A 14,475-nucleotide genomic window follows, 5' to 3' on the forward strand; every position below is an offset into this window, starting at 1 on the left:
AACAACAAATGCGATTGCCTCTACTGAGACAATCGCATTCGAATTATTTAAGGCTCAACCCATTCCACTTCCAGGATCAGCCATTCTAGCTAATAATTGTTCTGAATCTTTTTTCACTAATTTGTTTGGTTGCTCTTTACTACCAGCAGCGGTGTAAACAATTCCTGCCGCTAAAACGATACTTGTTAATATAAATAATATTTTCTTCATATAGCACCACCTTCGTACATTATACCATTTCCATTAAATTCTACCACTATTTTTTTAGGGAATCTACAATAGAAGCGATTCCCAGCGCACTCTAGTAGCATAATTGACTTTTCAATTAAAGAAATATCATTCTTTGCTATCCCTAAATAGCAATATTGCATCGGTGTGAGCATACCATTTTTCTTTTCTAAATCACTCAGGATTTCAACTGCTTTCTTGTGATTCCCTCTAATAATTTCTAAAAAAGATTTTTCTGCAGAATGATATATATCAATATTCTCCAATTCTTGCTTATTCACTAACTTAATAAAAGCATAGGTGTTAAGAATTGATTGCTTTCTTTGTTTTTCCCTTTCAAAATTACATGGTCCTAACTGCTTTAGTGCCTTCTTCATATACCAAGATGCACTATCATAACAATCAAAGGTATATGATTCTGCTATATAAGCAAGTGCTGATGCTCTTAAAAGGTGGAAACAATTTTTAGGATCATCTATCGCTAAAATTTCCTTACATAATTTCCTAGACATTTCAAGGTTATCTTGTACTAAATAGGCATACGCTAATCCTTCTTTAATCCTACCTAAATAAGATGACTTAATAAAACTATCGGTAATTGCATTAATATCTGGAAGCAACATCTCGGCATACTCGAACAGAGAATTCTATTTTTCTAAATCATACATAGTGTAGTAAGTTAATATACCACATAAGACCTTCATCTCGATTGTCTTAATTATCTTACTCCCCTTATGGTCTTCAAGCCTGGATAACAATTCCTGCTTTTTAATCGTCCCGTTACTTCTAAGTAATACCATTTCATATACATAAGCCCACTCTCTATTCATTGCGAGTGAAGATTTTCTCTCTCGATCTACCAATAACTTGAGAAGTGATAAGTCACCTTTTGCATTCGCATATTCCATGGCAATCCTCAAGTTTTTCTTACTTGTTGTGACAGAACAGAAAGTGTGTAACATCTTTCTCTGTTTATGAAAATCACTCGGATATAATATATTAAGTAACTTGATTAAATTCCAAAATCCAAATTGGTTTTTTCCAGTTAAATTTTTAGAAAGAGTTCCAGGAGAAATACCAACTATTTTAGCAATATCTTCTTGATTTTTTCTTTGGAAATCAATTTCATCAATAATTCTATCCAAGAATTTCTTCAATGTTTGTTCCAAAGTTTTATCTTCTTTCTTAAGCATTTCGTTCATATTATTTCCCCTTCTAAATCTAAAAAAGAATGCTGCAATATCTCTTATTATATTATTCCAACCTAATGTTAGTATATGGTATTTTACCATAAGCATATCAAAAAATGTGTTATTTGTAGTCGTTATAACAGGATAACTGCATATGCAATTATGCATAAGTGTATCAAATGGCAAACTAAAAGGAGTCGAAGATGTTCGACTCCTTTTTTTACTTATTTTTTAATTTCAGCAAACTTATAGTTAAATTCTCCACCAAAGTCGTTTGTTACAATTCCGTTAATAGAGGAACGCTGTAAGTATGATCTGCCTGATTGATAAAATGGTGCGACCGCTCCATCTTCTAATAATATTTTTTCTGCTTGTTTCATTGCCTCCCAACGAGCAGTTTCATTACCAGCTAAATCTGTTTTCACTTGATGAATTAGTTCATCATATGCCTGATTTGAATACTTATCAAAGTTATAGCTACTATCTGTCGCGAATATATCTAAAAATGTGATTGGATCAGGAATATCGGGAGCCCATACATCAACACCTAAATCATAATTACTATTTAGTAGCAATTGAATTTGTTGTTTGCGTGGCTGCGGCTTCACATTGACCGTTAATCCCTCTAAATTCTTTTCTAATTCACCTTTTAAGTACTCCGCATTCTTTTTAGCAAACACATTATCACTTGTAAGCAATTCTAATGTTACCTGTTCTTTCCCAAGTTCTTGCTTTGCTTTCTTCCAGATTTCCTTCGCTGCTTTCACATCATCTTTTACTAATTTTCCATTTTCCTTTCGGAAGTCTTTTCCGTCCGAACTTTTAGCAAAATCGACTGGTATAAAACCGTCTGCAGGAAGAGAACCATTATTCAAAACTGTATCTACAAAGGCTTTCTTATTCATTGCTTGACTGATTGCCAAGCGAGCATTTTTATTTTTTAATACTTCATTCTTTTGATTCATACGTAGGAATTGCACTGTAACTTCAGAACGTTCTTTGAAGTCGGGATTCTTTCTATATTTATCTACAAACTCACCTGTTAGTCCTACACGGTCAAGCTGACCTGATTCATATAGATTTATTTCTGTTGATTTATCTTTCACAATATCAAAGTTAATCGCATCTAATTTCACTGTTTTAGAATCCCAATAGTTAGGATTCTTTTTCAACTGAAAACCTTGTTCATGCTTCCAATTATCCAATGTAAACGCTCCGTTATAAACCAATTTGCTTGCTTCTAAGCCATACTGCTTTCCTTGTGATTCAAAATACCTTTCGTTAATGGGTAAAAACGTTGCGAACGTTGTCAATTCGATAAAATAAGGGACAGGCTGCTCTAATTGCACCTCTAATGTTTTATCATCTATTGCTTTTACCCCTAACTGATCTACAGGTAGCTCTTTACTATTAATTCTCTTTGCATTCTTTATATCAAAGAATAGAAAAGCATATTCTGCTGCTGTATCGGGATTCACAGCACGTTTCTAAGAAAACGCGAAGTCAGCAGCTGTTACAGGTGTTCCGTTTGACCATTTCGATTCTCTCAAATGAAACGTGTACGTTTTTTTATCCTCACTTACGTCATAAGATTGTGCCACTCCAGGAATCAATTTATTATCTTCTCCTAGTGTGTACAGACCTTCAAAAACATTACGCATTACATTCATTGATTCACTATCAGTTGCCTTTGTTACATCCATTGTTGGAATCTCCGCTATATACGGTAAATTAATGGATTGTTTTGTTTCATTCTTGTTAGTTGCCTTTGCTGTATTTTTAGTCTCTTTCTCTCCACTACAAGCAGTTAATAGAAAACTAGTACATAAAACAGAAGCAACAACCGATGTAACCTTTTTAAACATCTTACTTTCTTCCTCTCTACATGTATGGTTTATATAATTAAATTATCTGTATATGGAATTTTATAGAATATCAGAAGAGAGTTTTTCATTCTCTAAACGTATTTCAGCATCTATTCTCATATATGTAGCATCTAAATAATAAACCCTTTATTACTTTAATATTAAAAACGTAGCATTCTAGAGATTATTGTGTCAATCACTAATGAATAATTTAAACGTGGTAGGTGAAATTATGTCGATAAAATAGACAAAATTATTCCCAACAAATACGAATATCCAAGTTATATAAAAACTAAAGGTTAACTAGCATATTTGAATGCCTGAATGTATTTTTTATTCATTGTTACTTGTTGGTATTTTCTTTAATTTAGGTGTTTCAGACCAAATTATCTTATGTGCCATGAATACGACGAAGGAAAAATAAACTACATATCCAATAGAAAAAATCATGAAATTAAAAACTGTTCCTCCAATATCATCTGGGAAAGTATTCAAAAGAAATCTAAAAGGAACATTATTAGGGTTAAGTATTACAGGAAAGAAATATAGCCAAAAACCTATTGTAACGATTACTTTTAATAACAAACCAACTTTATTCATCTCAATTCCCCATCCTTTCTCGCCGCTTTTTATTTAATAAGATATTTAGCTCCTTCTAATTTACCTACTAAATTCCGCCTTCTCTTTGAATAAGGGAAAGGATAGCAACTCGACCGCCTTCACAATATACAATTACTTATTTAAGTTTACCATTTTCATCCCCTTAGCATCTACTAACATAGAAGAATACAGTAGGAAAGAACTAGTAAAACTAAATGAAGATGTATTGTGTTATTTTCTCCACTTCACTCATCCCCAAAAGATCCAACAGGATTTCTTTTTGTCTGATGCATAGATTATATTCATATGTTACCTTTAAAATAAACATATATTTTCCTATGATTTTTTTGGTTGGAGATTACCTCCCCACCAAGATATCTTCTGGTAACAATTTTGTAGTCGTCATATAATATAAATATCAATCTCTAAAACTACGAAATGTGAAATTACAAATTCAAATGGAGGATTCTTATGGATATATCCTTGAAAATAAGCAAGTCTCAAGATCCGCATAATACAGCTATTAAAAACATTTCTTCCGTATTAAAAAAAGAATGGCTTACAAGTTATGATTACAAAAGACAAAAACCTACTCACTATCAAAGTCAAAGGGCACCGGGGGATCTCTTCACAGCACAGACTATAAAACCGATTCTATATCTAACAAAATTGACTCACGCTGCTTTATATGAAGATCACAACCTAGTATCATCTTTTCTTAAAAAAGATGATACCGCCTGGAAAGAAGTTTTAAAACATAACAAAAACGGCGGATTATGTATTTACGCAAGTGTTTTACTTCACTATTTGTTATTGGCGTCAAATGAAATATCCAAGAATAAATTATCCTTTATGCAAGGCTATTATCACCATGAATTCCACGATCAACATATACTTAAAAATATGTATCAAAACGGTGTATTCGGACTTCATTCTTATCTTCTCTATGAAGGGTACGTAGTTGACACTACAATCCATCAAATTGCCTTTAATTATTATCCTGGTGAACACAAAGAATTTAATTTCATCGGCGAAATCACCGGTGGTATTAACCTATATGGCTTTAAAGAGACAAATAAAACTGTACATAAATACGCGAAAAAGTTTGCTAGAGATTCCGATAAGACTATTGAAGCTTGGATTAACTATCACCAATCAATAATGAATGAATACATTTCAAATCAAATTTCGCTTCTAAATGATAAAAAGGACTTTTGATTAATTCAAAGGGTCCTTTTTTCTAAAATACATATTGTGTTAGATAAAATCTTTAATGTAATTAGCTATGTCACTAGAAAACAGTGCCATAATTGTAACAACTATATACATAGCAAATAACGATTTTGCTTTTTTCCTCTCATCTGCTTGTTCTTTTTGAAGAGTGATATAGTAAAGAGATGTTAATAGAGTTCCAATAAAGACAAATATCAGGATTATTCTTTGGAGTATGACAGCTTGTTCTTCAGCTATTTGCATAAGAGTTTCAACGTCAGCTTTTAATAATATGTTCAGTCCAACCATTACATATAGAACTAGTAAGGTTAATTTAAGGAAAGTTAATTTTTTCATTTTTATAGTATTCCTCTCTCTTAAATTGTATCGTGAAATACTTTTAATATGGTTTATAACTGTATAAAATAATCTTACTTTACTAAGTGTTGCTGAATTTCTTTAATTAAAAGTTCAGCCCCTTCAGGACTAAGAACAATTTGTCCATTAGCTAATGACATGTTTTTTTCTGAAATATCACCAGTTATTGTACAAGCATCATATGACTTGTATTTTTGTAGTATTATCTTTTCACCTTCTACAAATATTTCTATAGGATCTTTTTCTGCGATTCCTAATGTTCTTCTCAATTCTTTCGGTAGAACAATACGTCCTAATTCATCTATTTTACGTGTAACACCTGTTGATTTCATGCTTTACCACCCTTTTATTTGTTTTTTAAATCGTTCAGTTCTTTTAATAAATCTTCATGTTTCTCACATAATCTATATACATCTAATAACAATTGTCTACCATTTATTGCTCCCCATTGATTAGATATGTTAACACCATGCAAACATTTGATTAAATCTGGATTCAATATGGCATTTTTTATTTCATCTATACTCATTTTCATTTCTTCTTTAGGCATTTGCTCTTTCTCCTTCGGATCTATCTATCACATATGGACAGACGTACTAAATGATGTATTTTGGGTATCATTTGCATTTAATACTACAATTTTATCGATAAGATTAATTGCTTTATCCAACGAAATGTTTTTTTCATAACATTTATAGCCTAGTTCTAAAGTTAAAAGTGTAGCTTCACTTAAAAGTGATTGTTTTTGAATCTCCTCAATTTCTTTTCCTCTTTTACGAAGATTAATATACTGTTCAATTGACATAATTTTATGCTCCTCTCGCTACAATTACATATCTAAATTACTATTATCATCTTTTATTTCGTTTTCTCTCTCTTTAGCTTCTAACATAAAGTTAGCATAAATCATTATCTTTTCTAATCCATCTTTCGTTGCATTATAATCTGTGATATAGCGTTCTTTTCTTCCTGGACTCATATATTTGTTATTTTTCATTTCGTTTATTGTTTCTATATTTAAGATTTTTCCCTTTCCTTTTAATTCGTTCACGAGTTTTAAATTAATAGCTAGACCTATACTCCAAAGAATCAAGCCAATAACGAAGGAAAGTAATAGATGTACTGAAAGAGAATTATCAATGATCATGAAATAGAGAAAATAGATAACTGAGATTGTCCACAAAAATGGATTGTAGTACTTTTGAATTTTTTTATATTTTTTTATTTTTATTTCGTGTTGCTTTTTTCTCATTTCAAGAGTCTCTAACATGTAAAAGCTCCTTTTAATTAGTTAACTAAGCTTTTTTTTAGCGTTGAGTATAAACATTACATTTTCACGGTAGGTCTATAGTTATACGTTACCTTTCCAAGCAAGCGTGCCTCCAATTATTAAAAATATAAAACAATAGATAGCTATTTCTACATAGTTTTTTCCGAAAAATGGAATTAATTCACTGATATTCAAGTTAAATCCCCCTATATTTGTAATTAAATTCGGCTCAAATGTGATTTTTCTTTAGAAAAATCACATGCTGCTATTATTGATTAATCCTTTCCATGAGTAGATTTAGAATATAGTCATAAAATTCACCAGAAAAGGATATAAAACAGTATGAGAGCATTAATACTGTTGTTGAAAGAAGTATTATTAATGCTTGTCCTTTCCAATTGCATTCGCCTATATCTTTAAGCTTAAAAGATATAGCTAGTACAAGTGGACTTATACAAACTAATGGTATAGTGAACTTATTTAAGGGCATGCTACCTCCAATAACGCTCCCTAAAATTAATCCACAAATTAAAGTTGATAATATCACTGGTCGCTTTGTGGTCATTTTATTTTGTCCTTTCATTTCATTTATTTAATTAATAATAGACTATATTGTATAAGTTATTTACTTTTAAAAGTAAATAACTGAAGAAATCTACTATATTAATGCGTTAAAATTGGAGTAATTTTTTCGATTATCATATTATGTTCCATATCACGTGTAAAGATAACTTTAAATACCCCTTTTTCACTGGTTACTTTCGAATAATCCTCATAATCTTCGACTAATAAATTATCTCTAGTCGTTCCCAGTTCTGTTTCTAATAGCCTTGTTTTATCATCTATTTGCTTTTGTTCAAGGTCTCTCAAGTTTAATGCAAGTACTGCAAGATTATGATCCACTTCTTTACCAGAGTTATATATCGATATGGAAAGAATAGATATCATCACTATTATAAATACTGTAGGTAAAGGATTTTCGCGTATAGAACTCAAATCGTTATTTATACCGAATACTAACATTGCGCCAGCAATTATAACGATTGAAATTGCTAGTATTGCTAGTGTTTGCATAATACGTTCCCCTCCCATAATTATTGTATTCGCTCAAAACAACGACATAATTTGATTCAACAACTGGAAAACTGTAAGTAGAAAAAACAAGAATTTTAAATAGAATTAATTTCTTTAATCTTTTCCATCATCATTATTGCTTGTAATAGATGAAAACAAAGCAACACCCATCGCCTTCTTATTACTACTAGAATACCCTCTATATGTTGTTTTTCCAACAATCATCCGTTTCATTAATATCAAAGTAATTAGTAATATAGATACACAACCCACTATCCATAAACAAGACCAAAATAAATTAATCAAATCATTGAAATTATTCATTTAAATCCCCCATTATTAAATAATTTATATTCATAGTCTATTCGCTTTAAAAAGAGCAAGCAGCAAGAAGAATCCTAACAAGCATAAAATTGTTATATTCAATGAGATCCCTGTGTAATGACCAATTGTTACCGTCAAATTATTATAAGTAGGTTCAAATTTATCTTTAAACATAAGTAAAATTCCCGAACTAATTAAACAAATAATTGCTCCAGTTAATCTAATTATGTCTGGAGCATAAAGCTGCTTAGTTTTTAGCCAAAGAACAATAATCGTTGCTAGGGTAACTATAGAAAAGATAAAGATTGATATGATAAGAGTTAAAAGTCCCATCGTGGTACCCCCCTTTCGTTTAATTATAGTTCATAATCAATAAATAAAACTTTATATATTAATTATATAATGAATGTAGGGATTAAACAACAATAAACTTCATGAAGTTTATTGTTGTTTAATTAAATTGATAGAAACTCAATAGTAATGCTATTATATAAATATGAAAAAATTAAAGGGTGTTTAATATGACTAAAAAGAAACATTATAAAGTAGTGAATAGAAAACAATTATCTACAACATTAGCCAATGATTTGAATGAAAGATTGGAAAAACTTAAAGAAGATACAAATATACCTAAAACAAGACTATTAGACCAGGCAGTTTCACTGTTATTACTCTTTCAATCCAATTCTACTAATGCTTTCATTAGTGAAATGAACGAATTAAAAGAGCAAAAAGGGCTTAATAGTAGTGAACTCACAGATTATATTTTAAATAGTCTAAAGAAGGAATAACATTGTTTTATCTAGACTACTAGGAAACAATCTATGGGTATGGTACTAATTGCATCAAAAGTATAGGCACGTTATAATGGTCACCTAATTACATATAACGAGGTGTAGAAAATGAATAAGACTGAATTAACAAGAGTAGTAGCAGAAAAAGCAGAACTTACACAAAAAGATGCAGCTGCAGCAACACAAGCTGTATTAGATACAATTACAACGGCGCTAGCAAATGAGGAGAAAGTTCAGATTCTTGGATTTGGTACATTTGAAGTACGTGAAAGATCTGCACGTACAGGACGTAACCCACAAACAGGTGAAGAAATGCAAATCGCTGCTTCAAAAGCGCCTGCTTTTAAGGCTGGAAAAGAATTAAAAGATGCAGTGAAATAATTACATATAGTAAAAAGGGTTTGATATGAATATCAAACCCTTTTTAGACTAACTTAGTTTTAAATATAGAAAAATTTAATTTTCCTAATTATATTTGAAATGAATTTACTAATTTGATAAAAACATAATATATGTAAATTTGCATGTATAAATACTTATTTTAATGTTATACTAGATTTAACCAAGAAGCATCCAACAATTTATGATTAATCACTACATTTTCTTTCATAGTATGTCAACGTAAAAAAGACACTTTCTATAGTGTCTTTTTTTACGTTTCTAGATGAATACATTTACTACAACTTATATTTGGCAATTTTTATCGATGTCAGCTGCGAACCAGTCAATCTTTCCCGTTTCTTCTTTTGATTCTTCAATGGTATTAACGCAAAATATTATTATAGACATCTCTTTTTTGGAAATAATACACCTATGTTAGCTTTTTACACTCTAAAATAAAGTCAATATCTTCGCAAGTAGTATCCTCATTGTAAATACGTTCAATAACTTCTGCTGCATACTCTTTATCTTCATATGTTTCTGCTAATCTCTTTAGATAGTTTTTTAAAATTTGTATTGCTTCTTCCTGGTCTAGATTATTTTTCATTAATTCAGGGTTGAAATATCCCAATTCGTACACTCCTTTTCATTAATGTAATGATGATTTCTCTCTCTTTTCTCGCATATATAATGCAAATTGTATTACTTCTTCTTTCTCAAATTACTCCCTTCTGTTGCTCCTTGTCTAGCAGTTCAAATAACACTAATCTAGTTGTTTATTCTATAAGAAGTCTTCTCAAAACGGGGTGCTGCCAACACTTTGCCCCCCACGTTAAACAATGGAATACTAAACTGATTTTTTAATAGATTGAATAATATAATCGCACACAAACTCATCTACGCTTTGATCTATATTAAATTTCATATTTAAAGCTCTGCTAATTTCATCAATAAACATTGCTAAATAACCGATATCCGTAGAGTCATTCCTGTCTTTTGTATTAAAATATGGAGCAATATTAGTGAATAATTTTTCGTATTCTAGATAATTCTTTTTATTGTCAACAACGATTCAAATTTCCCCAATTTCAACGAAATGAAATTCCCCATTATGAACGGCTAAATCGTTGTTTGGGCAGGATAAATTCCTGCTTTTTTCTTTTCTCGCAAACGGTAGGAGTCACCCTTGATGTTAAATGTAATCGCATGATGTAAGAGGCGATCCAAGATAGCCGTTGCCAATACATCGTCACCAAAAACTTTTCCCCATTCAAGGTACGATTTATTAGATGTTAAAATCATTGCTCCTTGTTCGTATCGCTTTGAAACAACCTGGAAGAAAACATTGGCGGTTAGTTCATCAAAAGGAAAATAACCTACTTCATCTACAATTAACACGTCTGGACGACTCCAACGATTTACGAGTCGCTGGAGTGTCCCTTTATCATTGGCCTTGCGGCACTGAGCCACTAAGTCGTCGGCCGACAAAAATAGGGCTGTATATCCTTGGGTAATCGCTTCAATCGCAAAGGAGACGGCTAAATGAGTTTTTCCTACACCCGGAGGACCCAGTAATATGCGATTTTCCCCATTGGCAATAAAGCGACATGTTAAGGTTTCCTTGACCCTTTTCTCGCTCAGACTTGGTTGAAATGTAAAGTCAAAATCATGAATCGTTTTGGTGTAAGGCAGCTTTGCCCGTTTCATTCGCTTTTCTAGTTGATCAGAATCTTGTTGCTCCGTTTCATGCAAAACGATAGTGTGAAGAAACTCAGAATATGATACATTATCCTTAGAAGCGTCTTCTAGTAAACTATCAAGTTGGTTGGCTGTATGATGCCAGCCGAGCTTCTTTAAACGCTCCAATAAGAGTTCGTTCATCATACAGACTCACCTTCTTCCAGTGCTGCGTAAGCAGCGAGAGGGCGTTTTTCCACATTTGGAGATGGGGTATGAGAGTGAAGACCGTCGGTCGCCAAATCTTCAACGTTCTTCGCTTTCTGCCCTTTTTCTTTTGTATGTAGCCCATCATAGTGTTCCATTCGGATATGAGTAGTTGCTTTTCCTGTAAGAACCGGATGTTTTGCGATACATTCACGTTCATCGTAAATCTCTAAATGATGATCGAGTGTTTCTTTAATCTTAACCATTTGTCCAGCGTAACGGTAAGGAACTGAATACCTTTTTCCGCGGTACGACACCACACAGTCCCGACTGACTTCTCTGGTTTCCCAATGTGAAGTGGGAAACAGAGGCTTCACTCCCCATATCTGCAGGAACTTCTGTTCCTGCTCAAATCGTTGAAATGGTGACTCATTAGTAGTCTGATTGGTTTTCTTGTTAGCTATCTGATCCAACCATGTACGTACGGCTTCATTTAATGCATGTAAAGTTGGTTCGTGTTTTCGCTGAAAGAAGTTATCTTTCAAATACTTAATGGTTCTTTCTACTTTCCCCTTTGTTTGCGGACGTTTAGGACGACAGGCTTTTGGCACAATCCCATAGTAGGCTAAGAAATCCTCAAACTTGCGATTGAAACGAATCTCTACAGGACTATGCTTGATTACAACGGTTTTCATATTATCATAGAGAATTTGTTCTGGTACCCCATTAAAGTAAGAAAAAGCATTCATATGACACTTCATGAGGGTTTCGAGATTCATGTTGGTTGTAAACTCTACGTACTTCATTCGGGAATAACCTAATATCATCACAAATGCATAAATGTCTTGCAGATTGCCATTCACTAAGTATTTTCCCACGTACGCCCAATCCATTTGGGCTTGTTTCCCTGGTGGTGTTTCAAACCGTAAGGTTGCCTGTTTCTTTGGCTGTTGACGAAGAGGACGAACAAAGTCTCTTAAAATTGTCATCTTCCCCTCGTAACCCATCGTTTGAATTTCCTCTAACAGTACGACACAGTTGGTTGTTCCTTCTTTGACTCGTTGAAGGATGTAGGACTTATAGGGTTCGAGCTTACTCTCTTTCTGCTGCTCGCTTGCCTTACGTTCCGGCAACTGATTGCTTTTTAGATATTTGCTGATCGTTTTACGATCGAAGCCTGTTGCTTCTGCAATGGCTGTTTTCGTCCACCCTTTCTGAAATAACTCTCTAATCATAAAAAACTCCCCAATCTTCAGCACCGTTTCTTCACTCCATCTTTGATGTTTGTTTCGAAACGATTATCTGTTATTTTTGGGGAATTTAAAACCGTTGTTATTGGGTATTTTACAATCGTTGATTACATTATCAAAATTTGGAGTGTAATCTGAAAAGATTTGCATTATGTCCAGGTCAGGTAACTCATCATCAGGGATATTTACATCTAGATAGTTCTCCCAATAGTCTGTCATAACGTTAATTATGCGCTTATAAATAAGATCTTGTGCTTTTGAAGAGATATCTGAACTGTTTTCTGTATATTCCATTAATCTTTTTAAGCCAAACCCATTCCAATGCTCAATTCCACTCTCAATAATATACCCACCTCTTAAATCTTTAGATACTAACTCTGCTATCTTATCGAAGTTAACTTTGTTATTTTCTTTGTCTATTATTACTTCAATAGGAGGAAATTTACGAGTACTTTTAACTATTTTTACTTGGTCAGCGCTAGTTATAAAATACTCAATTTGTGCCATCACAATATTTCGGACTTGTTCTGCTTTTAAATATATTCTTTGGTCAAGAAAGCTTTCATTTTGTATGTGATAATCAACTGTCGATAAATTATCCTTTTTAGATTTGTCTTGTTTGTCACTCGCTATTTCCAAACAATAATCCATTTCAGCTAAGCTTTCATTGTTGAAATAACTAAGTTGAGTAAACGAATCATTTTCTTTGTTGCTAAAAATCATCCAAAGTTGGCTATCTTTATACCCCTCTAACTTTAGAGATTCAATTTTTGTAAGCTGCTCTCCTGAATGAACAATAAGTGTTCTGATATCTAAAAGAGTATTAAATTCATCAAGAGTTTTATATTCTTTTAAATCCCATAATCTTTTTAGATATTTCATTGCATTATTTAATCGATACAGATTGTTAGCAAAATGATCCGCTTGCATGCTTGGAATGCCTGATTTATTTCCTATACCTAAAAACTCATTGTCTAATTGGTCAAAGTAATCAATACATCCTCTAATAATCCAAACCAAGGGAGCTTCTGAATTATGAAAAGTGGTTTCAGTTTGATGTTTTTCTTGATACTCATTAAATTTATCTTTTAAATTTTTTGCCGTGGTATTAAATTCTGTTGAAAGTTTAACAATAATTGGCTCCATTAAATTACTCCATTCATCTAAAATAATGATTAGTTTTATTATATCATTTAGGCTTTTGAGACGTAGATTATTGCAGTATTTAATGTTTTATTGAGAGGTAAATTGTATCTAACAGTTGTAGGCAACACAAAGAATCAAATTGTGTAATCTTTATTAATTTTTAAATATATTTTGGTACGTGAAATTATATGTACTAAGGTGTTTCTTTCAAAAATTCTTATAGCATTCTATATAAATGTTGTGTTATTATATAGATAGAAAATTTGTTTCCATTGTTTATACTCTATTGTACGTAGCGTGAAGGACAAACCTTACGCCCAGTTAACTCGGGCGAGGTTTGTCCTTTTTTTTACTTTAAGGAGGAATTTACTATGAATAAAGTCTACAAAATTGGAGCAATTGTTACTACATTATGCGTTGCTTGTATCGCTATCTTTACTTTAACTAAAAATGAATCTGTTAACCCAGAGACTGTAACACCAAAGAAAACAATTGTGTCAGCTGCAGAAACAAAAGGATCACCCGAAAATATTAAAGATATTTCAAAAGAAGAATTAAAGCAAAAAATACAATCCCATGAAGAGTTTATTGCGTATTACTATCAACCAACTTGTCATTATTGTAAAAAGGCAGCACCAGATATCAATAGTATGTCAAAAAAGCATGATAGAACTATCTATCGTATTGATATCTCTACACCAGAAAATCAAAGTGCCTTTCAAGAGTTCGACATTCCTGGTACTCCAGTTGTTGTAGCTTATAACAGAGGCGAAGAAATTGAACGCCTAGAAGGTGCAGTGTCAGCTGCTACATATGACGGATTCTTTGCGAGACGTAATTCGAGCGCTAGTTAATATAGTGCTCGTTTTTCTTTGTAAG

17 protein-coding genes and 2 pseudogenes are annotated in these 14,475 nt (G+C 32.3%); 4 read left to right on the forward strand and 15 right to left on the reverse strand.

Annotated features, from left to right (window positions below; genetic code table 11):
* Positions 1-54 precede the first annotated feature (54 nt).
* The 4 genes and pseudogenes from EGX95_RS30050 to EGX95_RS00420 all read right to left on the reverse strand — a co-directional run bounded on the left by EGX95_RS30050 (position 55) and on the right by EGX95_RS00420 (position 3,883).
* Positions 55-210, reverse strand: coding sequence for a hypothetical protein (locus EGX95_RS30050; protein ID WP_000721800.1), 156 nt, complete (start codon positions 208-210; stop codon positions 55-57).
* A pseudogene (locus tag EGX95_RS00410) lies at positions 207-1,430 on the reverse strand (AimR family lysis-lysogeny pheromone receptor). Before EGX95_RS00410 ends, EGX95_RS30050 begins: the two are co-directional and overlap by 4 nt.
* A gap of 212 nt (positions 1,431-1,642) precedes the next feature.
* A pseudogene (locus tag EGX95_RS00415) lies at positions 1,643-3,283 on the reverse strand (peptide ABC transporter substrate-binding protein).
* Between the two features lie 333 nt (positions 3,284-3,616).
* The gene (locus EGX95_RS00420) at positions 3,617-3,883 is read right to left on the reverse strand and encodes a hypothetical protein (protein ID WP_001045035.1); all 267 of its coding nucleotides are present in this window, start codon (positions 3,881-3,883) and stop codon (positions 3,617-3,619) included.
* Between the two features lie 471 nt (positions 3,884-4,354).
* On the opposite strand from EGX95_RS00420, the gene EGX95_RS00425 reads away from it, so the two are divergent.
* Positions 4,355-5,101 carry a hypothetical protein gene (locus EGX95_RS00425; protein ID WP_000355315.1) on the forward strand — a complete coding sequence of 249 codons (747 nt, stop codon included), beginning with the start codon at positions 4,355-4,357 and terminating at the stop codon, positions 5,099-5,101.
* Between the two features lie 39 nt (positions 5,102-5,140).
* On the opposite strand, the gene EGX95_RS00430 is transcribed toward EGX95_RS00425, so the two are convergent.
* From EGX95_RS00430 to EGX95_RS00470, 7 genes are all read right to left on the reverse strand, one after another.
* The gene (locus EGX95_RS00430) at positions 5,141-5,452 is read right to left on the reverse strand and encodes a hypothetical protein (protein WP_000736945.1); all 312 of its coding nucleotides are present in this window, start codon (positions 5,450-5,452) and stop codon (positions 5,141-5,143) included.
* Positions 5,453-5,526: 74 nt separating this feature from the next.
* The gene (locus tag EGX95_RS00435) at positions 5,527-5,805 is read right to left on the reverse strand and encodes an AbrB/MazE/SpoVT family DNA-binding domain-containing protein (protein WP_000843050.1); all 279 of its coding nucleotides are present in this window, start codon (positions 5,803-5,805) and stop codon (positions 5,527-5,529) included.
* A gap of 14 nt (positions 5,806-5,819) precedes the next feature.
* On the reverse strand, positions 5,820-6,023 hold the full coding sequence (locus EGX95_RS00440) for a hypothetical protein (protein WP_001123650.1): 204 nt from the start codon (positions 6,021-6,023) through the stop codon (positions 5,820-5,822).
* A gap of 27 nt (positions 6,024-6,050) precedes the next feature.
* The gene (locus EGX95_RS00445; RefSeq protein WP_000021286.1) at positions 6,051-6,278 is read right to left on the reverse strand and encodes a hypothetical protein; all 228 of its coding nucleotides are present in this window, start codon (positions 6,276-6,278) and stop codon (positions 6,051-6,053) included.
* Between the two features lie 24 nt (positions 6,279-6,302).
* Positions 6,303-6,743: a hypothetical protein gene (locus EGX95_RS00450; RefSeq protein WP_000894492.1), complete on the reverse strand. Its 441-nt coding sequence runs from the start codon at positions 6,741-6,743 to the stop codon at positions 6,303-6,305.
* 663 nt (positions 6,744-7,406) lie between these two features.
* Entirely contained in the window at positions 7,407-7,835 is a 429-nt protein-coding gene (locus EGX95_RS00460; protein WP_002073787.1) for a hypothetical protein, read from the reverse strand.
* 336 nt (positions 7,836-8,171) lie between these two features.
* Positions 8,172-8,474, reverse strand: a complete 303-nt coding sequence (locus EGX95_RS00470; protein ID WP_000523775.1) for a hypothetical protein — start codon at positions 8,472-8,474, stop codon at positions 8,172-8,174.
* A 188-nt stretch (positions 8,475-8,662) separates the two neighbouring features.
* Here EGX95_RS00470 and EGX95_RS00475 point away from each other — a divergent pair, with 188 nt between their 5' ends.
* Complete coding sequence (locus EGX95_RS00475; RefSeq protein ID WP_000162599.1) at positions 8,663-8,932, forward strand: ribbon-helix-helix domain-containing protein; 270 nt, start codon at positions 8,663-8,665, stop codon at positions 8,930-8,932.
* Between the two features lie 111 nt (positions 8,933-9,043).
* Positions 9,044-9,316, forward strand: a complete 273-nt coding sequence (locus EGX95_RS00480; RefSeq protein ID WP_001043958.1) for an HU family DNA-binding protein — start codon at positions 9,044-9,046, stop codon at positions 9,314-9,316.
* A gap of 430 nt (positions 9,317-9,746) precedes the next feature.
* On the opposite strand, the gene EGX95_RS00485 is transcribed toward EGX95_RS00480, so the two are convergent.
* From EGX95_RS00485 to EGX95_RS00505, 4 genes are all read right to left on the reverse strand, one after another.
* Positions 9,747-9,947 carry a hypothetical protein gene (locus EGX95_RS00485; protein ID WP_000540345.1) on the reverse strand — a complete coding sequence of 67 codons (201 nt, stop codon included), beginning with the start codon at positions 9,945-9,947 and terminating at the stop codon, positions 9,747-9,749.
* A 488-nt stretch (positions 9,948-10,435) separates the two neighbouring features.
* A complete protein-coding gene (gene istB, locus EGX95_RS00495) occupies positions 10,436-11,200 on the reverse strand; it encodes an IS21-like element helper ATPase IstB (RefSeq protein ID WP_000980839.1) in 765 nt (254 codons plus the stop codon).
* Positions 11,197-12,459 carry an IS21 family transposase gene (istA, locus tag EGX95_RS00500; protein WP_002073783.1) on the reverse strand — a complete coding sequence of 421 codons (1,263 nt, stop codon included), beginning with the start codon at positions 12,457-12,459 and terminating at the stop codon, positions 11,197-11,199. The genes istB and istA overlap by 4 nt, the downstream gene beginning before the upstream one ends.
* Positions 12,460-12,498: 39 nt before the next feature.
* On the reverse strand, positions 12,499-13,596 hold the full coding sequence (locus EGX95_RS00505; RefSeq protein WP_000433310.1) for a hypothetical protein: 1,098 nt from the start codon (positions 13,594-13,596) through the stop codon (positions 12,499-12,501).
* A gap of 371 nt (positions 13,597-13,967) precedes the next feature.
* On the opposite strand from EGX95_RS00505, the gene EGX95_RS00510 reads away from it, so the two are divergent.
* Positions 13,968-14,450 carry a thioredoxin family protein gene (locus EGX95_RS00510; protein ID WP_001045583.1) on the forward strand — a complete coding sequence of 161 codons (483 nt, stop codon included), beginning with the start codon at positions 13,968-13,970 and terminating at the stop codon, positions 14,448-14,450.
* Positions 14,451-14,475 lie beyond the last annotated feature (25 nt).

The sequence above is a fragment of the Bacillus sp. FDAARGOS_527 genome, from assembly GCF_003812125.1.
Taxonomy (GTDB): domain Bacteria; phylum Bacillota; class Bacilli; order Bacillales; family Bacillaceae_G; genus Bacillus_A; species Bacillus_A paranthracis.